The following is a 19168-nucleotide window of genomic DNA, read 5'->3' on the forward strand; positions in this document are numbered from 1 at the left end:
CGCTCGAGCGAACGAGGAAGCAGCCATGACGACGTCCACCATCCTGGTCACCGGCGGTACGGGCACGCTCGGGCGGCTGGTCGTGCCGTTGTTGCGGGACGCCGGTCGTGAGGTGCGGGTGCTCAGCCGGCGGGAGCGGGAGCGGGAGGGCGGGGGCGGGGTCGCGTATGTCACCGGTGATCTGCTCAAGGACGAGGGGGTCGAGGCGGCCGTCGAGGGGGCCGGGGTCGTGCTGCACCTGGCGGGTGGCGCCAAGGGGGACGACGTGGCGACCCGGAATCTGGTGCGGGCCGCGCGGGCGGCCGGGGTGGGGCATCTGGTGTACATCTCCGTCATCGGGGCGGACACGGTGCCGCTGAGCTACTTCAGGGCCAAGCTGGAGGCCGAGCGGGCCGTGGCGGAGTCCGGGCTGCCGTGGACGACGCTGCGCGCCGCCCAGTTCCACGACCTGGCCCTGAAGGTGGTGACGGCGATGGGGAAGCTGCCGGTGGTCCCGGCGCCCGGCGGGGTGCGCTGGCAGCCGGTCGACGCGCGGGAGGTGGCCGCCCGGCTCGTGGAGCTGGCGCTCGGCGAGCCCGCCGGGGCGGTGCCCGACCTCGCCGGGCCGGAGGTGTACGAGCTGGCCGAGCTGAGCCGCGGCTATCTGCGGGCCGCGGGCAAGCGCCGGCCGATGCTGCCGGTCCGGGTGCCGGGCGGGCTCGGCCGCGCGTACCGGGCCGGGGAGAACCTGAACCTCGACGGAGCCGTCAGGGGCCGGCGGACGTGGGAGGGGTTCCTGGCGGAGCGGGTGGGGCGGGGCGTGGAGCGGGCGGGCGGCCGCTAGGGGCCGTGAGCTCTAGGCTCGGTGGTATGGAGATCTGGATCAATCCCGCCTGTTCGAAGTGCCGTAGCGCGCTGTCGCTGCTCGACGCCGAAGGAGCCGGTTATTCCGTCCGGCGTTATCTCGAGGACGTGCCCACCGTCGAGGAGATCCGCGCTGTGCTGAAGCGGCTGGGCCTGGAGCCCTGGGACATCACACGGACCCAGGAGGCCGAGGCCAAGGAGCTCGGCGTCAAGGACTGGCCCCGGGACGCTACGGCCCGCGATCGGTGGGTGGAAGCCCTGGCGGCGCATCCGAAGCTGATCCAGCGGCCGATCATCACCGCCGACGACGGCACGGCCGTGGTGGGGCGTTCCGAGGAGGCCGTCCGGGAGGCGCTGAGCCGGTCGTCCTAGCGCGGCCGGGCCCTCGCGTGCGGCCCCGCCCCTCACGCGCGGCCAGGCCCCTCGCACGGCCAGGTCCTCACGCCGCCAGGTCGACCACCCCGAACGCGTCCGCGAGCCCGCGCGTCCCCGCCTCCGTGAGGTGGACGACGCGCGGGCTCGCCCCGTGCCGGAGCCAGCCGAGGGCGAAGAGCCGGGCGGTGAGGGCGGCGCCCAGCGCGCCGGCGAGGTGGTGCTGGTGCTCGCTCCAGTCGACGCAGTAGCGGATGGCCGGGCGGCGCCGGGGCAGGCCCGCGACGTCCACGCCGAAGGCGGTCAGGGCGGTGCGGCCGGGGGCGGTGAGCCGGTAGGCGGCGTCGTGGCCATAGGCGGCGGGGCGGTCGCGGACGGCGGTGTCGGGGCGGTGGGTGCCGTCGTGGCCGGTGAGCAGGCCGCGGTCGAGGAGGGCGCGCATCAGGGTGACGCCGAGGTGGCCGGCCAGGTGGTCGTAGCAGGTGCGGGCGCGGTGGAGGGCGTTGGCGACGCCGCTCTCGCGCAGCGAGCGCACCGGCAGGGGCGGGGCGATGAGGGCGAGTGCCTCCAGCGCGCCGGCGACGTCGGGGCCGGTGAGGCGGTAGTAGCGGTGCCGGCCCTCGTGGACGGCCGTGATCAGGCCGCCGGACGTGAGCCGGGCGAGGTGAGCGCTGACGGTGGGTGCGCTCACGCCCGCCTCGGTGGCGAGGGCGCCCGCCGACAGGGCACGGCCGTCGCACAGCGCCTTGAGGATCCGGGCGCGGGACGGGTCCGCGATCAGGGCGGCGGCGCGGGCGACATCGGGCTGGCGGTTGATCACGTCGGTCACACGGCCAATCTACGACGTCCACCTTTCGTCGTTCGACGAAGTGTGCGGGGCCGAGACTCGTCCGGTGAGAGCTTCCCTTCGTACATCCCTGCCCCTCGTCTCCCTCAGCCTCGGCTACTTCCTGGTGATGCTGGACGTCACCGTCGTCACCGTGGCCGTGCCCGACATCGGCGCCTCGCTCCGCGCCGGGCCGGCCGCCCTCCAGTGGTGCGTCGACGGCTACAGCACCGTCTTCGCGGGGCTGCTGCTGCTCGGTGGCGGGCTGGGCGACCGGTTCGGGCACCGGCGGGTGTTCCTGTGGGGGCTGGGCGTCTTCACCGCCGCGTCGGCCGCCTGCGGGCTGGCCACCACGGCGGGCGCCCTGGTGGCGGGCCGGCTGGCGCAGGGCGCGGGGGCGGCGTTCCTGGTGCCGGCCTCGCTGGCGCTGCTGCGGGCCGCCCATCCGGACCGGGCCGCGCGGGCCCGGGCGGTCGCGGTGTGGGGGGCCGTCGCCTCGATCGCCTTCGGCGCGGGTCCCGTGGTGGGCGGGCTGCTGGTGGCCGGGCTGGACTGGCGGGCGGTGTTCTGGCTGAACCTGCCGGTGGGCGGGCTCACCGTCTTCCTGACGATGCGTCACATTCCTGCCGTCCGGGTTCTCCAGGGCCCCGGCGCCGGGCGGATGGACCCCCTCGGCCAGGTGCTGGGCGTGGTCGGTCTCGTCGCGCTGGCCGGGGCGCTCAACGAGGCCGGGACGGCCGGCTGGACCGCTCCCCCGGTGCTGGTGGCGGCCGTGACGGGCGTGGTGGCGCTGGCCGCGTTCGCCGTCGTGGAGCACCGGCTGGAGGCCACGACGGCCACGCTTGCAACGCCTGCCACGCTTGCAATGCCTGCCACGACGGCGACGTCGGCCATGACGGCGGCCTGGGCCCGGCGGCCGCTGCTGCCGCCGTCCCTGTTCCGGCGGAAGGCGTTCTCCACCACGGCCGCCATCGGCTTCCTGATCAGCTTCGGCTACTACGGCATGCTGTTCCTCTCCACCCTCTACTTCCGGCAGGAGCGCGGTTACGACGCCCTGGAGACCGGCCTGGCCCTGCTGCCCTCGGTCTGCATGGGCCTGATCGCGGCGCCGCTGCTGAGCCGGGTGACCGCGCGCACGGGTCCGTACGTGCCCATGGCCGCCGGGCTGTTCCTGGGCGCGGCGGGCTTCCTGGGCTGGCTCGTCGCCTCGCCGGGCGTCCCCTACCCCGCCCTGCTGTTCGCGCTCGCCGCCACGGGCCTGGGTCAGACGACGACGGCGCTCGCCGCCACCGCCGCCGTCATCGACGCGGCTCCGGCGGACGGTACGGGCGTGGCGTCCGCGGTCTTCAACGTCGCCCGGCAGGTGGGCAGCGCGGCCGGGGTGGCCCTGTTCGGCACGGTGGCCACGGCGGCGGGCGGGTTCACCGCCGGTCTGCGGCTGTCGGCGGTGCTCGCGGCGGCCGCGTTCCTGGTGGGCGGGGTGCTCGCCACGGCGCTCCTGCTGGGGGCGCGGCGTCGGCGACATGCCGAGAAGAGGGAGGCGGCGGCGACGGGTCTTGTCCCGCGCGTCGGCTGACGGAAACCTGCCCGCCATCGGGTGCTAACGGCAACTGATCTGATGTGGCGGGCCGTTGCCGCCCAAAGGATCACCGACCGTCGAGGGAGTCGCAGTGCCGTTCACGAAGACCGCCGGATCCGTCGCCCTGTCCGCCGCCGCCCTGCTCACCACCACCGTCCTGGCCCAACCCGCTCACGCGGCGACCGCCACGCCCCAGCTGAAGGTGCTCACCTACAACACGTTCCTCATGAGCACGAAGCTCTACCCCAACTGGGGCCAGGCGCACCGCGCCCAGGAGATAGCCACCGCCGGTTTCTTCCAGGGCAACGACGTCGTGGTCCTCCAGGAGGCCTTCGACAACGCCGCCTCGGACGACCTGAAGGCCCGGGCGGCCGCCGGCTACCCGTACCAGACGCCCGTCGTCGGCCGGAGCAAGGACGGCTGGGACGCCACCGGGGGCTCCTACTCCACCACCACGCCGGAGGACGGCGGGGTGACCGTGCTCAGCAAGTGGCCGATCGTCCGCAAGGAGCAGGTGATCTACAAGGACGCGTGCGGCGCGGACTGGTGGTCCAACAAGGGCTTCGCCTACGTCGTCCTGAACGTGAACGGCACGAAGGTGCACCTGGTGGGGACGCACGCCCAGTCGACGGACAGCGGCTGCAAGGCGGGCGAGGCGGAGGCCGACCGCGCCAAGCAGTTCCGGCAGATCGACGCGTTCCTCGACGCGAAGAACATCCCGGCGGACGAGCAGGTGATGGTCGCGGGCGATCTGAACGTGGACTCGCGGAGCGAGGAGTACGGCTCGATGCTCGCCGACGCCGATCTGGTCCCGGCGGACGGCGGCCGTACCGGGCACCCGTACTCCTTCGACACCAAGGAGAACTCGATCGCGGCCTACCGCTACCCCACCGACCCCCGCGAGGACCTCGACTACGTCCTCCACCGCAAGGGTCACGTCCGGCCCCGGGGCTGGACGAACTCCGTGATCAAGGAGAGCTCCGCGCCCTGGACGGTCTCCAGCTGGGGCAAGGAGTACACGTACACCAACCTCAGCGATCACTACCCGGTGATCGCCTCGGCGAGTTGATCACCCTGCTCGCCGACCGCCGGTAACCCCGCGGGAGCGGATCCGGGCCCCGGCCCCGGTCCGCTCCCGGTCCGTTCCCGTAGCAACATCCAAGATCGCCAAGGTTCCGTATTCACCGGCCGGCAGGGCTCCTGTCCCGTCGCCGGCCGTGCTTCAATAGGGGGCATGGCCAGCTATCAGAACTCCGCGACGGGTCGCTTCGACCTCGAGCCGTTCTGGCCTTCCCGTCAGCACCACGATTTCGACCGAGTGTGTTGTCGCGCGATTCCCGCGCAGGCCCACTCCTCCCGCTGACCCGCGTCGAAGTCAGCCGCCGGCACCGGTTCCGGCCAAGCGGCCCGCGCCACGCACGTCCTCTCGACGGCTTCTCGCGCGAAAGAGCTGAGCTCTCCATGACGAACCTCCGCACCCTCACCGCGTCCCCGCAGATCCCCGCCCAGGCCGGCCGTACCGACCGCCGCCACCGGCTGCGAGCCGTGGCGCCGGACGAGGTGCCGCCCGTCGCCGAGCTGCTGCACGCCGGGGCCACCTGGCTGCCGGCGCCCCAGCACGCGCTGCCCACCCTGCCGGGCCGGCCGCCGATGATCGGCTACCTGGTCCTCGTACCGGCCGAGCACGCCGAGGCCGGACAGGCGGCACTGGCGGGCCAGGCGGCGCTGGCGGGCCAGGCCGGCCAGGCGGCTCGGACCGGGCATGCCATCCCCGACGCCACCGCCGACGCCACCCCCGAGGCCGCGCCCGCCACCGAGGGCGACGCGCTGGTGAGCATCGACCCCGAGCAGCGGACGGCGAGCGTCGCGGGCCGCCCGCTGGATCTGACCTACCTCGAGTTCGAGCTGCTGGCCCACTTCGTCGCCCACCCCCACCGGGTGCACACCCGCGACCAGTTGGTGACGACCGTGTGGGGTTACGGGCACGTGGGCGACGGCCGGACCGTCGACGTCCACGTCGCCCGGCTGCGCCGCAAGATGGGCGCCGAGTACCGCTCGTCGATCGTCACCGTCCGCCGCGTCGGCTACAAGTACGCGCCCCCGGCGGCCCTCTGACCTCCTCCTCCCCGGGGGTGGTGCCAGGTACACCCCCGGCCGTCGCCCAGCCCCCGTGACCGGGCGCGGCCCGACCCCGCAGACTTGTTCCCGCGGGCCGGATCCACGGCCCGTGGGAACGACCCGTGGGGGAGAAGGAACGATGAAGGTCCGGGAAGGGCTCCTGGCCGGGGCGCGCGGATTCTGGCTGGCGGTGTCCGGGGCGGTGACGGCGACCGTGCTGTTCGCGTTCGCGGCGGTGTCGGTCGTCCTGATCGTGCTGGGTGTGGGGCTGTTCACGACGCCGCTCGTGCTGAAGGCCGTCCGGGCCCACGCCAACCAGCGCCGGGCCCAGGCCCTGGACTGGTCCGGGGTGCGCATCCCGGCGCCCTACGGGCCGCCGCCCGCGGTCAAGGGCGGGATCGTCGGCCGGGTCGAGCTGTGCCTGGCCCTGCTCAAGGACCGCACCACCTGGCGGGACGCGCAGTGGCTGCTGGTCGAGATGACGGGCGGCGTGCTCACCGCGATGCTCCCGGCCATCCTGCTGGTGTACGCGATCTGGGGGCCGGTGCTGGCGCTCGGCGTATGGAAGCCGATCGTGAACGCCGGGGGCAACGAGTGGTTCGCGTTCATCCACATCACCGGCCAGACGTCGGCGAACATGGCGGCCGCCCTCGGCCTCGCCCTCGGCGTCCTCGGGCTCTTCGTCAACCCGCGTCTGCTGCGCTTCCACTTCGGGCTGGCGGCGGCCTTCCTGCGGCCCACCCGGGAGACCGAGCTGGCCCGGCGCGTCGACCGGCTCACCGAGACCCGGTACGAGGCCGTGGACAGCTCCGCCGCCGAACTGCGCCGCATCGAGCGCGACCTCCACGACGGGGCGCAGGCCCGGCTCGTCGCCATGGGCATGAGCCTGGGCACCGTCGAGGCGCTGATCGAGCGGGACCCCGCCGAGGCCAAGCGGCTGCTGGCGGCCGCCCGCGCCGGCACGGCGGAGACCCTCACCGAGCTGCGCGACCTCGTCCGGGGCATCCACCCGCCCGTGCTGGCCGAGCGGGGCCTCGCGGACGCCGTGCGCGCCCTGGCGCTGCGGCTGCCGCTCGCCGTCGAGGTGGACGTGGAGCTGACGGGCCGGGCCGCCGAACCGGTCGAGTCCGCCGCGTACTTCGCCATCAGCGAGGCCCTCACCAACGCGGCCAAGCACTCCGCCGCCGACCGGATCTGGCTGGACGTCCGGCACGCGGAGGGCACCCTGCGGATCGCGGTGACCGACAACGGCCGTGGCGGCGCCGACCCGGCGGGCGGCACGGGGCTGCGCGGCATCGAGCGCCGCCTGGGCGCCTTCGACGGCGTGCTGGCCGTCAGCAGCCCGCACGGCGGCCCGACGATGGTCACGATGGAGATCCCGTGCGCGCTCACCCGGTGACCCGGTGGGCGGGGTCCGGTGGGAGAGTGACCCCATGACGGAAGCCTCCGAAAGCCTCGCCGAACGCTCCGGGCTCGTCGCGCTCCTCGGCCTGGAACCCCACGTCGAGGGCGGCTGGTTCCGCGAGACCTGGCGGGCCCCCGGCACGACCGTGCCCGAGGGCTACCCGGGCCCGCGCGCCCACGCCACCGGCATCTACTTCCTGCTCCACCCGGGTGAACGTTCCCGCTGGCACCGGGTCCGCTCGGACGAACTGTGGCTCTGGCACCGGGGCGGCCCGCTGCGGCTGCTCCTGGGCGGTGACGGACCGGAGCCCGACGAGGCGGGTGCCGAGGAGCTCGTCCTCGGCGCCGCCGTCGAGCGGGGCGAGCTGCCGCAGGGGCTGGTCCCCGGCGGGGTGTGGCAGGCGGCCGAGCCGGCGGGCACCGAGCCGGTGCTGGTGACCTGCGTGGTCTCCCCCGGTTTCGACTACGCGGACTTCGCGCTCGCGGAGGACCCGTGCGCGTAGTGCTCGCCGAGGACCTGTTCCTGCTGCGGGACGGTCTGGTCCGGCTGCTGGAGGCGTACGGCTTCGAGATAGCGGCGGCGGTGGCCAGCGGCCCGGAGCTGACCCGGGCGCTGGCCGAGGAGCGGCCGGACGTGGCGGTGGTGGACGTGCGCCTGCCGCCGTCCTTCACCGACGAGGGCCTCCAGTGCGCCCTGGCCGCCCGCCGGGCCACCCCGGGGCTGCCGGTGCTGGTGCTGTCGCAGCACGTGGAGCAGCTCTACGCGCGGGAGTTGCTCGCGGACGGCAGCGGTGGCGTCGGCTATCTGCTGAAGGACCGGGTCTTCGACGCGGAGCAGTTCGTCGACGCCGTACGGCGGGTGGCGGCGGGCGGCACCGCGATGGATCCGCAGGTCATCTCCCAGTTGCTGACGCGGCGTGAGAAGGACCGGCCGATGGCGAGGCTCACGCCGCGCGAGCGCGAGGTGATGGAGCTGATGGCGCAGGGCCGGTCCAACACGGCGATCGCCGAGCGGCTGACGGTGACCGAGCGGGCGATCGCCAAGCACACGTCCAACATCTTCGGCAAGCTCCGGCTTCCGGTGTCCGACGACGACAACCGCCGGGTGCTGGCGGTGCTGGCCTATCTCGACCGGGGGTGAGGGCGTGTCCCGGATCCCCCGCACGCTGCCCTGGCTGGCCCCCGCCTATGTCGGGGGCGTGCAGTTGGGCGCGTACGCCGTGCGGAGCCTGCTCGCGCCGGAGGCACGGGAGCGCCTGCTGCGCCGGTGCTCCACCAACGTCGACAACCTGGACGCGGGCCGCTGGGACACCCTGGCCGGCAGCGCCTTCCTGGTCGAGGCCCCCATGGAGCTGCCGTACGCGCTGCTCCTGCTGGCGGTGCTGGGGTACACGGAGTACGCGTACGGAGCGTGGTGGGCGGCGGGCGCGTTCGCCTACGGGCACGCGGGCGCCTCGCTCCTCGTCTACGCGGGGCTGCGCGCCCTGCGCGCCGGCCCCCGGACGCGGTCCGCGACGGACGTGGGCGTCAGCTACGGCCTCAACGCCGTGGCGGGCGCCCTGGCCGCCGCCCTGCCGCGCGGCCCGGCCCGGACGGCCGCGTGCGCGGCGCTGCTCACGCTCGGTGTCCGCCCCTGCCTTCGGGGGCGGGGCCGGACGACCTTCACGGACGTGGGCCATCTGCTGGCGCTGACGCTGGGGCTGGGGCTGGGGCTGGGCCCGGCGCTGGGCGGGGGGCGCCGTCGCGGACTCGGCCGGCGTTCCTCACAATAAGAGGGCAGAAAATGCGATAAGCCGCAAAACGCGGATGAGGGAGACCGGCCCATGCCCCAGCAGTTCGATGCCTCGACGATCACGAACCTCCGCGACCTCGGCGGCATCGCGCTCGTCGGCAACTCCGCCGTCCGCCCCGGGCTGCTGCTCCGCTCCGGAGGACTCGACCGCCTCGACGTGGTGGCCGACCCCGCCGTCGCCGCCCTCGGCATCCACACGGTCGTGGACCTGCGCAGCGAGAACGAGCGCCGCGAGCGGCCCGACCGGCTGCCCGAGGGCGCCCGTCTGATCGTCGCGGACGTCTTCGCCGGGCCGGGCGCCACCCACCCGGGCGGCGGCGAGCAGGTGCCCGGCAAGCTGGAGGACGTCCTGGGCAGCCCGGCCGCCGCCGAGGAGCACCTGGGCGGCGGCAAGGCCGAGAAGGTGATGAGCGACGTCTACCGCTCCTTCGTCTCCTCCGAGTCCGCCTGCCAGGCCTTCCGGCTGCTGCTGACCACGCTCGCCGAGCCGGACTGCGGGCCGCTGCTCTTCCACTGCACGGCGGGCAAGGACCGCACGGGCTGGGCGGCGACGCTGATACTGCTGCTGCTCGGGGCGGACGAGGCGACGGCCGAGCGGGAGTACCTGGCGGTGGAACCGGCCGTCCGGGCGGCGTTCAAGCCGGTCAGCGACCGTTTCACGGCCGCCGGTGGCGACCCGGCCATCGTCGACGCCATCCTCGGCGTGCGGCCCGGCTATCTGGCGGTGGCGCTGGAGGAGATGCACCGGACGTACGGCGGGGTGACGGGGTACGTGCGCGACGGGCTCGGCATCCCGGACGCGGCGGTGGACCGGATCCGGGCCCGCTGCGTCGCGTAGCGCGCCCGGCCGCCCCGAGGGGCCCGCTCGGATGAGCCGCCCACTCGGGTGACGGGTGAAGTGACCATCGCACCATTCACTCGTTCTACCTACGTGCAGCAGCAAGCAACGGCCTCCCGGCCCCCCGCCCCGCCCACCGTCGACGTCGAGCAGGCCGAGGCCGCGCTCATCGAGCACTATCCGCGGCTGGTACGGCTCGCCTACCTGGTGCTGCCGCCGTCGCTGGGCCGGAACCGGCGCGTGCTGACCGCCCACGCCCTCGTCCAGCGGGCCCTGCCCCGGGGCAGGGCGGGCGCGCGGGACGAGGAGACCGTCCTGCCGGGCCCCCGGGGCACCCGCAGGTCGCCGGAGGACCCGGGATACGCCTACGTCCGCCAGCGAGTGCTGGACTCCGCGCTGGCCGCCGCCCGCCCGCGCGGCCGGTTCCGGCTGCCGCGCCCCGGGCAGCTGCCGCCGCTGCTGCCCCAGGTGTGGGGGCTGCGGCTGTTCCCGCGCTCGGGCGGCGCCGACGAGCTCGTGCTCGACCAGGCGCTCGCCGCGCTCTCCGCGCCCGGCCGCGCCGCCTATGTGCTGCGCGCGCTGGAACTCCCCGACGAGGACGACGTGGTGCGGATGCTGGCCGCCGCCGGGGTGATGGAGCCGGGCGCGGCGCTGGCCGAGGCCGACGGGGTGCGGATCCCGCCCGGCAGCCGGGACGCCTCGCTGCTGGAGTCGGTGGAGTTCGACCCCTGCTCCCTCCAGGCCCGGCCCACCGACCTGATGCGCCGCCGCCAGCACACCAGGGCCGCCCTGGCCGCCGCCGCGGCCGTCGTGGTCTGCGGGACGCTGATCGCCCTGCCCGACGGCGGCTGGGGCCCCGACGGCGCGGCCGCGCCCCCGTACGCGCAGAACTCGGCCGCCGCCCAGGCCCTCGACCCGGCCCGGCTGGTCACCGCCGCCCCCACCGCGTGGAAGAGCGCCGACCGGCCCGGCTTCGCCTCCTGGCCCGCGCGCGGCGGCCGCACCGGCGACAAGGAACTGCTGCGCCGGGCACTGGCCGTCTGGGCCCGGCCGGGCCCCTCCGTGCAGATCACCGCGACGCCCGGCACCGCCACCGGGCCCGCCGCCGGTCCCCCGCAACTGCTGTACGCCGGCGAGGTCGACGCGGCGACGGTCGTCCTCCTCCACGACGGGCTGCGCGTCGTGCGCTACGCCGAGTCCAAGGACGGCGACACCGGCGCGGCCGCCCTGGACTTCGCCCGCGCCGACGCGGCCGACACGGCCGGTGCCGCCGCGCTGGTCGTCGGCCGCACCGACGGCAACGTCCGCTATCTGACCGCCCCCTGGATCGCCGACGCCGCCGTACGGGACCTGCTCGCCCCCGGCGCCGCCGACGAGCCGCTGCGCCGCGGCGCCGACGGCGTCACCGACTCCGTGCGCAGCCCCGCCGGCGCGGGCGACTGCCACACCTGGACGGCCCTCCGCCTCGGCGAGCACCTGGTCACCGACCTCGGCGAACTGCTCCCCACCCGGCTCACCGCGGGCTCCCCCACCGCCCCGCACGACGCGACCGGCGCCAAGGACCGCGCGGCCTGGGCCCACACGGCCTGCCGGCTGACGACCGTGCGGGGGCAGGGCGTGCGCTCGGTGAACTCCTGGCAGTTCGCCACCCAGACGCTCCCCGGCGCGGCCGGGAGCGCGGAATGGTTCTGCACCCGGGCCGAGACCTGGCGCGGCGCGGGCAGCCGCGTACTGGCCCAGTTCCTGGCCCCCGGCGGCCGGGCGGGCGCGCCCGCCGCGGTCGTCGGCCGCGCCGAGTCCACGCTCACCTGCGGGGCCCGCGAACCGCACGTCCTGGCGGGCGCCCTGTGGAAGTCCCCGGGCGGCACCTGGTACGCGCTGGCGGCGGGCGGCGGCGACGTCGTCTCCGTCACGGCGGCCGGCGGGGCGCACGGCAGCGAGCGGGGGCCCCTCCTGGCCGTGCCCGCCCACCAGGGCGCCCAGGTCGAGCTGACGGCCCGTCTGGAGAACGGCGGCAAGCTGGAGCAGCTGCGCTGAGCCGTCCGGCCCGGGCCGAACGGCCCCCGGTACGGGGCGGTTTAGGATGACCGCCATGACGACCGGGGTACGCCGCAGGATGGGTGTCGAGCAGCGCCGCGAGCAACTGATCGCGGTCGCCCTCGACCTGTTCGGGCACCGCCCGCCCGACACCGTCTCCGTCGACGACATCGCCACCGCGGCCGGGATCTCCCGGCCGCTCGTCTATCACTACTTCCCCTGCAAGCAGAGCCTCTACGAGGCCGCGCTGCGCCACGCCGCCGACGAGCTGACCGCACGGCTCGCCGAGCCGTGCGAGGGTCCGTCCGGCGGCCGGCTGGCGCGGGTGATGCGCCGCTTCTTCGACTTCGTGGAGACCTACGGGCCGGCCTTCGCCGCCCTGCTGCGCGGCGGCCCGGCGATGGCGGGCACCGGCCCGTCCTGCGCGATGATCGACGGGGTGCGGCAGGCCGCGTACGGCCACCTGCTGACGCACCTGGGCGTCCGGGAGCCGTCCGCCCGGCTGGAGCTGCTGCTGCGCTCCTGGATCTCGCTGGCGGAGAGCACCGCGCTGCTGTGGCTGGACGGCCGCCGCGTCCCCCGCGCGGAGCTGGAGCGGCAACTGGTGCACGCCTTCGCGGCGCTCACCGCGGTGAGCGCCGCGTACGACGGGGAGACGGCGGCGGTGCTCGTCCGGGTCCTCGGGGACGAGCCCGTGGACGGGCCCTTCGTCCGGCTCACGGCCCGGACCGGCGCGCCCGCCCCCGCCCTGCTCCCGGCCGGTATTACCGCGTCGCGTTCCTGAAGACCGCGACCGTCCGGCCCGGCACGGTGAAGGTGCCCGTTCCGGTGGTGTAGGACGCGGACTTCACGACGGGGTCCGCGCCGTGCGCCTGCACCGGGTGGAGGCGGTAACCGGTGCCCGCGAGGGCCGGGACCGTCTGGGCGCGTTCCTGCGGGGTGGCGTTGAGGACGACGACCAGGTCGCCGAGGCGCATGGTGATGACGCCCGGCGTCTCGTCCCTGCCGGAGAGCGGGAAGGACAGCGCGGCCTGCACGGCCTCGGCGGTCGGCTGGCTGAACGCCTTCTCGGTGGTGCGGACGCGCAGCAGGTCGCGGTAGGCGGCCGAGGCCGCGGCGATGGGCCCGCAGCCGGGCCGCAGGGCCGGGTCGGCCAGCAGCGGGCGGGCGTACGGCCACTTGGCGGCGTTGTCGGCGGCGGGCGGCAGGCCGCGGCCGAAGCCGTTGCCCTCGGCGCAGTTCCAGTGGATCGCGTTGAACCAGTCGCCGCTGTCGTAGGAGTTGCGGTCCAGGGACTTGGAGCGCAGCAGGTCCGTACCGGCCTGGGAGAGGGCCGGGCCCTGGGAGAGGGTGGCGGCGGCCAGGGCGACGACCTGGGCCCTGGCCCGGTCGTCGGGGGTGGTGGCCTGCGGCAGTTTGTAGGCGAGGGCGTCGTAGAGGGTCTCGTTGTCGTGGGCGTCGGCGTAGGACAGGGCGTCGCCGGGCGCGGCGGCGTATCCGGCGGGCTGACCGTTGTAGTCGACGTCGGCGCCGCGCACGGACCGGCCGGTGGTGTCGGTGAAGCGGTACGCGGCGAGGTTGCCGGTCAGGCCGACCTTGATCAGGTCCTGGGCGTGCAGCAGCCGGGCCCGCTGCTGCTCGGGCGTTCCGTTGGCGGGCGAGGCGTTGGGGTCGGTGAAGAGCCCGGAGGCGAAGCCCTGGACGCGGGGGTCGTCGTCGAAGGGACCGCCGCCGCGGATCGCGTCGCGGGAGCGGTCGGAGAAGGTGGCGATGCCGGTGCCGGCCATGTTCTTCTGCGTGGCCTGGACGAAACGGGCGTCGTTGGCGACCTCTCCGAAGTTCCAGCCCTCCCCGTAGAGGATCACGGACTTGCCGTCGACGCCGTCCTTCGCGGGCGTGAGGGCGTCGAGGGCCGCGCGCACGGCGAGGATGTTGGCCTTGGGGTGGTGCCCCATCAGGTCGAAGCGGAAGCCGTCGACCTTGTACTCCTTCGCCCAGGTGACGACCGAGTCGACGACGAGCTTGCCCATCATGGCGTGCTCGGGCGCGGTGTTGGCGCAGCACGTGGAGGTGGCGACGGAGCCGTCGTCGAGGAGCCGGTGGTAGTAGCCGGGCACGATCCGGTCGAGGACGGACCGCTCGTCCTGGCCGGAGGCGGCGGTGTGGTTGTAGACGACGTCCATGACCGTGCGCAGCCCGGCACCCGCGAGCCCCTGCACCATCCGCCGGAACTCGGCCGTGCGCCGGGGCCCGTCGGGGTCGGAGGCGTAGGAGCCCTCGGGGACGGTGTAGTGCAGCGGGTCGTAGCCCCAGTTGTAGGCGTCGCGGGCGGCGGTGCGGGCGACGCACTTCTGCTGCTCTTCGGAGTCGGCGGGGAAGGCGGCCAGGTCGCAGGGCGGGGTGGCCCGGTCGGCGCGGAGTTCGGGGACGGTCGCGAAGTCGAAGACGGGCAGGAGGTGGACGTAGGAGGTCCCGGCGTCGGCGAGGGACTTGAGGTGGCGCATGCCGGGCGAGGCGGGATCGGTGAAGGCGAGGTAGTCGCCGCGCGGGGAGAAGTCCCGGACGTGGAGCTCCTGTATGCGGGCGTCCCGGAAGGGGACGGGTCCGGGCTTGCGCAGGTGCGCCCAGCCGGGCGGGGCGAGGGCGGGAGCCGACAGGTCGGTGACCAGGCTGCGGGACGAGCCGGCGGTGAGGGCGGTGGAGTACGGGTCGGTGACGTGGTTGACGACGGTCTCGCGGAGGGTCGGGGCGTAGACGGTGACGGCGTAGCGGTAGGGCTTGCCGGCCCAGGAGCGGGGCCCGGTGGCGCTCCAGACGCCGCTGGCGGCGTCGCGGCGCATGGGGAGCGTACGGCCGTCGAGCTCGAGCGCCACGGTCTTCGCCGTGGGCGCCCAGACGGAGAGGGTGGGCCGGCCGTCCCGGAAGACGGGGCCCAGGCGGGCCTTGGTGGCGGCGGGGGCGTAGAGGTCGTCCAGGACGCCGGGGATCTGGACGCCGGTGCGGACGCCGTCGTCCGTTTCGGCGGTGAGGGGGCCGCGGAGCGCGGAGCGCACCTGTTCCGGGGTCGCCTCGACGTGGAACGCGTCGTAGCCGGCGTAGGCGGCGCCGAGCCCGCCGGGCCGGGGGGTGAGCGTGAACGTTCCGCGTTCGTGGACGAGGCGGTGGGGGCGGGTGGGGTCGCCGAGGTTCTTGGGCCAGGCGACGGTTCGGCTGTCGAGCCACTGGACGCGGGCGTCGGGTTTCTGCGGGGCGGGCGGTTCGGCGTGCGCCGGGGCCGATCCCAGGAGGGGTAACAGGGCCGTGATGACGACGGCCAGGCGTCTCATGGAAGGGTGCTCCTTCGGTTCGGAGGTACGAAAAGAGTCCCCGGGGGACCCGGGGACTCTGAGCGGTACGTCTTGTGCCAGCGCTTCGCCCCACTCCCCCAGAGCCCGAATGGCGAATTGCGCTGACCTGGTGGGCAAGCGGGCGGGCGCCGATTCCCTAGCGCACCCGTTCCGTCGTGCGGGTGCGCCGCCCGCCCGGGGCCACCGGTTCCGGGCGGGACGGGGCCCGGCGGCGTTGCCTCGGCGCCCGGCCGGCGGGGTTGCCCGTGCCCGGACCGCTCGGTCCAGCGTCCCGCCGGTCGTCCTTGATCGCCACATGACGGGGCAGCCGGTGCGGCAGCGCCCCGAACCACACCCGGGACAGGGTGAGGCCGAGTGCCAGGCAGAGCAGGCCGCCCACCGCGTCCAGCCAGAAGTGGTTGGCGGTCGACACGATCACCACCAGCGTAGCCACCGGGTAGAGCACCCCCAGCACCCGTACCCACACCGGCCGCGCCAGCGACGCAATGACGACGCCGCACCAGGTCGACCAGCCGATGTGCATCGAGGGCATCGCCGCGTACTGGTTGGAGACGTCCGCGAGGTTGCCCGAGGCCATCGAGCCCCAGGTGTGGTGGACGACGACCGTGTCGACGAAGCCGAGGTCCTCCATCAGCCGCGGCGGGGCGAGCGGATACAGGTAGTAGCCGAGCAGGGCCACACCCGTGGTGGCGAACAACGCCAGCCGGGCCGCCGCGTACCGCCCGGGGTGCCAGCGGTAGAGCCAGACCAGCACCCCGACGGTCAGGACGAAGTGGAGCGTCGCATAGTAGTAGTTCATGCCCACGATCAGCCACGTCACCGAGTTCACGGCCCGGTTGACCGTGTGCTCCACGGCGATGTGGAGGCTCTGCTCGGCCTGCCAGATCCAGTCGGCGTTGCGCAGCGCGGCGGCTCTCTGCTCCGGCACGGCGTTGCGGACGAGCGAGTACGTCCAGTAACTCACCGCGATCAGCAGTACCTCGAACCACAGGCGTGGGCGCCGTGGCGCACGGGGCCGCCGCAGCCGGAAGCGGTTCGTCCGCGGCCGGACCGCGCCCGTCGCGCCACCCGCCTCGGTGGGTGGCGCGGCGGCCGTGCGGCCTTCCAGGGTCTTTGCTGTCGCTTCACCCATAGGGAAAGAGTCTGCCAGATAGCCGTCGACGGCAGATCGGCACCCGGTCCGGTTCACGCCACCTACACCCCGGTTCGTCCTCCTTCGGGCGGCCCGTGCCGGGCGCCTGTACGAGGGTTACGTACGCGCTCCCGGCGCCGAGGCCGTGGAGCCCCTGACGACCAGTTCGGGCAGGAAGACGAACTCGCCGTACGGCGCGGGCGTCCCGCCGACCTCCTCCAGCAACGCGCGCACCGCGGCCTGACCCATCGACTGGACCGGCTGCCGGATCGTGGTCAGCGGCGGATCGGTGAACGCGATGAGCGGCGAGTCGTCGAAGCCCACCACCGAGATGTCGCGCGGGACTTCGAGACCGTGCTGCCGTGCCGCCCGGACCACCCCCAGCGCCATCATGTCGCTGGCGCACACCACCGCCGTGCACCCCCGGTCGATCAACGCGGCGGCCGCCGCCTGACCACCCTCAAGAGTGAACAGCGAATGCTGGATCAGCTCCTCGGCCTCTTCCCGGCCCATCGAGAGCTGCTCCCGCATGCTGTCCAGGAAGCCCTCGATCTTCCGCTGCACGGGAACGTACCTGCGGGGCCCGAGGGCCAGTCCTATCCGGCGGTGGCCCAGTGCGGCCAAATGGGTGACGGCCAGCTGTACCGCGGCCCGGTCGTCGGGGGAGACGAAGGGCGCCCGGACCTCCGCCGAGAAGCCGTTGATCAGCACGAACGGCACGCCCTGGGCGCGCAGCCGGGCGTAGCGCTGCATGTCCGCCGAGGTGTCCGCGTGGAGTCCGGAGACATAGATGATCCCGGCGACGCCCCGGTCGACGAGCATCTCCGTGAGCTCGTCCTCCGTGGAGCCGCCCGGCGTCTGGGTCGCCAGCACCGGCGTATAGCCCTGACGGGTCAGCGCCTGCCCTATGACCTGCGCGAACGCCGGAAAGATGGGATTGTCCAGCTCCGGGGTGATCAGTCCCACCAGACCCGCGCTGCGCTGCCGCAGCCGTACCGGCCGTTCGTAGCCGAGCACGTCGAGCGCGGCCAGCACTCCCTCGCGGGTGGAGGCGGCGACCCCCGGCTTTCCGTTGAGGACGCGGCTGACGGTTGCTTCGCTGACACCCGCCTGGGCTGCGATGTCGGAGAGCCGGGCGGTCACAGGAGGTGACTGTACCGGTCGCATGTCAGACTGCCCACCACACGCATGAGTCCGAGGGGATCCGCACCGTACCGCCCGTGCAGCGACCTTCCGGGATGGAGATGGCCAGGGCAGTGCTCGCCAGTACCGGGCGGCCCGGCACCGGCAGGGTCACCTCGTCGCCGAGCGTGTTGAGCGTGCACACGAAGCCCGGCCGGGAGAACATCAGCACCCCCTCGGGGGCGTCCAGCCAGGTCATCTCCCCGTCGCCCAGCCCCGGCAGCTCCCGTCGCACGGCCAGCGCCGAGCGGTAGAGCTCCAGCGTCGAGCGGGGGTCCCCCGACTGCGCCTCGACCGACAGCTCCGCCCACGCCGCGGGCTGCGGCAGCCAGCTGCCGCCGGGCCCGAAGCCGTACGGGGCCTCCTCGCCCGACCACGGCAGCGGCACCCGGCAGCCGTCGCGCAGCCCGTCCTGGCCGTCGCCCCGGAAGAACGCCGGGTCCTGGCGCACCTCGTCGGGCAGCTCCACGACCTCCGGCAGCCCCAGCTCCTCACCCTGGTAGACGTAGGCCGAGCCCGGCAGCGCCAGCATCAGCAGCGCCGCCGCCCGCGCCCGCCGCAGCCCCAGGCCGGTGTCGCCGGAGCCGTAGCGCGTGGGGTGCCGCACCACGTCGTGGTTGGACAGCACCCAGGTGGTGGGCGCCCCCACCGAACGCGTCGCCTCCAGCGACGCGTCGATCACCGTCCGCATCTGACCGGCGTCCCAGTCGCAGGTGAGGAACTGGAAGTTGAACGCCTGGTGGAGCTCGTCCGGCCGGACGTACAGCGCGAGCCGCTCCGACGTCGGCGCCCACGCCTCCGCCACCCCGATCCGCTCGCCCGGGTAGGAGTCCAGCAGCCGCCGCCAGTCGCGGTGGATCTCGTGCACCCCGTCCTGGTCGAAGAACGGCAGCACCTGCGCGCCGATCAGCTTGGCCTGCTCGGTGCGGCCGATGTCCGGCAGTCCCGGCGCCTTGACCATGCCGTGCGCCACGTCGATGCGGAAGCCGTCCACGCCCAGGTCCAGCCAGAACCGCAGCACGGACGCGAACTCCTCGCGCACCTCCGGGTTCTCCCAGTTGAGGTCCGGCTGCTCGGACGCGAACAGGTGGAGGTACCACTCGCCCGGGGTGCCGTCCGGACCGGTCGTCCGGGTCCAGGCCGGGCCGCCGAAGACGGACTCCCAGTCGTTCGGCGGGAGTTCCCCGGCCGCGCCCCGGCCCGGCCGGAAGTGGTAGCGCTCGCGGGCCGTCCCCCCCGGGCGGTCCGCGAGCGCCTCCTCGAACCAGGCGTGCCGGTCCGACGTGTGGTTGGGCACGATGTCGACGATCACCCGCAGGCCCAGCCGGTGCGCCTCCCGCACCAGGTCGTCCGCGTCCGACAGCTGCCCGAACAGCGGGTCCACGGCCCGGTAGTCCGCGACGTCGTAGCCCCCGTCCGCCTGCGGCGAGGCGTAGAACGGCGTCAGCCACAGCGCGTCCACGCCCAGTCCCGCCAGGTACGGCAGCCGCTCGCGGATCCCGCGCAGGTCGCCGATGCCGTCGCCGTCGCTGTCGGCGAACGAGCGCACGTACACCTGGTAGATGACGGCGCTGCGCCACCAGCCGTCCGCCGCCCGCGCGGCGTCGGCGTCGGCGTGGGCGTCCGGGCGGACGGAGGGCGCGAGGTCCTGGGTCATGTACGTCCTATCGGTTCGTAGGGTCGCTGTCGGTTCGGGGT

Annotated in this window: 16 protein-coding genes and 1 pseudogene; 12 read left to right on the forward strand and 5 right to left on the reverse strand. The window is 74.4% G+C overall.

Going from position 1 to position 19168, the window contains the following annotated elements:
- Window positions 1-25 precede the first annotated feature (25 nt).
- Window positions 26-823 carry an SDR family oxidoreductase gene (locus IE096_RS14160; RefSeq protein ID WP_189451820.1) on the forward strand — a complete coding sequence of 266 codons (798 nt, stop codon included), beginning with the start codon at window positions 26-28 and terminating at the stop codon, window positions 821-823.
- A 26-nt stretch (window positions 824-849) separates the two neighbouring features.
- Window positions 850-1215 carry an arsenate reductase family protein gene (locus IE096_RS14165; protein ID WP_189451821.1) on the forward strand — a complete coding sequence of 122 codons (366 nt, stop codon included), beginning with the start codon at window positions 850-852 and terminating at the stop codon, window positions 1213-1215.
- A gap of 67 nt (window positions 1216-1282) precedes the next feature.
- Here IE096_RS14165 and IE096_RS14170 read toward each other — a convergent pair whose 3' ends face one another.
- Entirely contained in the window at window positions 1283-2044 is a 762-nt protein-coding gene (locus IE096_RS14170) for an ArsR/SmtB family transcription factor (protein WP_229820179.1), read from the reverse strand.
- A gap of 64 nt (window positions 2045-2108) precedes the next feature.
- Between IE096_RS14170 and IE096_RS14175 the strand changes: the two genes are divergently transcribed.
- The 10 genes from IE096_RS14175 to IE096_RS14220 all read left to right on the forward strand — a co-directional run bounded on the left by IE096_RS14175 (window position 2109) and on the right by IE096_RS14220 (window position 12593).
- A complete protein-coding gene (locus IE096_RS14175; protein WP_229820180.1) occupies window positions 2109-3617 on the forward strand; it encodes an MFS transporter in 1509 nt (502 codons plus the stop codon).
- Window positions 3618-3711: 94 nt separating this feature from the next.
- Window positions 3712-4689, forward strand: coding sequence for a sphingomyelin phosphodiesterase (gene sph, locus IE096_RS14180; RefSeq protein ID WP_189451822.1), 978 nt, complete (start codon window positions 3712-3714; stop codon window positions 4687-4689).
- 392 nt (window positions 4690-5081) lie between these two features.
- Window positions 5082-5735, forward strand: coding sequence for a winged helix-turn-helix domain-containing protein (locus tag IE096_RS14185; protein WP_189451823.1), 654 nt, complete (start codon window positions 5082-5084; stop codon window positions 5733-5735).
- 142 nt (window positions 5736-5877) lie between these two features.
- Complete coding sequence (locus IE096_RS14190; RefSeq protein ID WP_189451824.1) at window positions 5878-7137, forward strand: sensor histidine kinase; 1260 nt, start codon at window positions 5878-5880, stop codon at window positions 7135-7137.
- Window positions 7138-7171: 34 nt separating this feature from the next.
- Entirely contained in the window at window positions 7172-7645 is a 474-nt protein-coding gene (locus IE096_RS14195) for a cupin domain-containing protein (protein ID WP_189451825.1), read from the forward strand.
- Window positions 7636-8283, forward strand: a complete 648-nt coding sequence (locus IE096_RS14200; protein WP_189451826.1) for a response regulator transcription factor — start codon at window positions 7636-7638, stop codon at window positions 8281-8283. Before IE096_RS14195 ends, IE096_RS14200 begins: the two co-directional genes overlap by 10 nt.
- Before the next feature lie 4 nt (window positions 8284-8287).
- Window positions 8288-8914 (forward strand): rhomboid-like protein, encoded by a 627-nt coding sequence (locus tag IE096_RS14205; protein WP_189451827.1) that lies wholly within the window; start codon window positions 8288-8290, stop codon window positions 8912-8914.
- A gap of 51 nt (window positions 8915-8965) precedes the next feature.
- Window positions 8966-9772 carry a tyrosine-protein phosphatase gene (locus IE096_RS14210; RefSeq protein ID WP_189451828.1) on the forward strand — a complete coding sequence of 269 codons (807 nt, stop codon included), beginning with the start codon at window positions 8966-8968 and terminating at the stop codon, window positions 9770-9772.
- Between the two features lie 93 nt (window positions 9773-9865).
- Entirely contained in the window at window positions 9866-11809 is a 1944-nt protein-coding gene (locus tag IE096_RS14215) for a hypothetical protein (RefSeq protein ID WP_189451829.1), read from the forward strand.
- A 55-nt stretch (window positions 11810-11864) separates the two neighbouring features.
- Window positions 11865-12593: a TetR/AcrR family transcriptional regulator gene (locus tag IE096_RS14220; protein WP_189451830.1), complete on the forward strand. Its 729-nt coding sequence runs from the start codon at window positions 11865-11867 to the stop codon at window positions 12591-12593.
- On the opposite strand, the pseudogene pulA reads toward IE096_RS14220, so the two are convergent.
- The 4 genes and pseudogenes from pulA to IE096_RS14240 form a co-directional block, all read right to left on the reverse strand.
- A pseudogene (gene pulA, locus IE096_RS14225) lies at window positions 12574-15105 on the reverse strand (pullulanase-type alpha-1,6-glucosidase); the annotation flags it as partial. The gene IE096_RS14220 and the pseudogene pulA sit on opposite strands and share 20 nt — an antisense overlap.
- Before the next feature lie 187 nt (window positions 15106-15292).
- Window positions 15293-16288: a phosphatase PAP2 family protein gene (locus IE096_RS14230; RefSeq protein WP_189451831.1), complete on the reverse strand. Its 996-nt coding sequence runs from the start codon at window positions 16286-16288 to the stop codon at window positions 15293-15295.
- 117 nt (window positions 16289-16405) lie between these two features.
- Window positions 16406-17431: a LacI family DNA-binding transcriptional regulator gene (locus IE096_RS14235; protein ID WP_229820181.1), complete on the reverse strand. Its 1026-nt coding sequence runs from the start codon at window positions 17429-17431 to the stop codon at window positions 16406-16408.
- 25 nt (window positions 17432-17456) lie between these two features.
- The gene (locus IE096_RS14240) at window positions 17457-19127 is read right to left on the reverse strand and encodes a glycoside hydrolase family 13 protein (RefSeq protein ID WP_189451833.1); all 1671 of its coding nucleotides are present in this window, start codon (window positions 19125-19127) and stop codon (window positions 17457-17459) included.
- Between the last annotated feature and the right edge of the window lie 41 nt (window positions 19128-19168).

The sequence above is a fragment of the Streptomyces abikoensis genome (assembly GCF_014648775.1).
GTDB lineage: Bacteria > Actinomycetota > Actinomycetes > Streptomycetales > Streptomycetaceae > Streptomyces > Streptomyces abikoensis.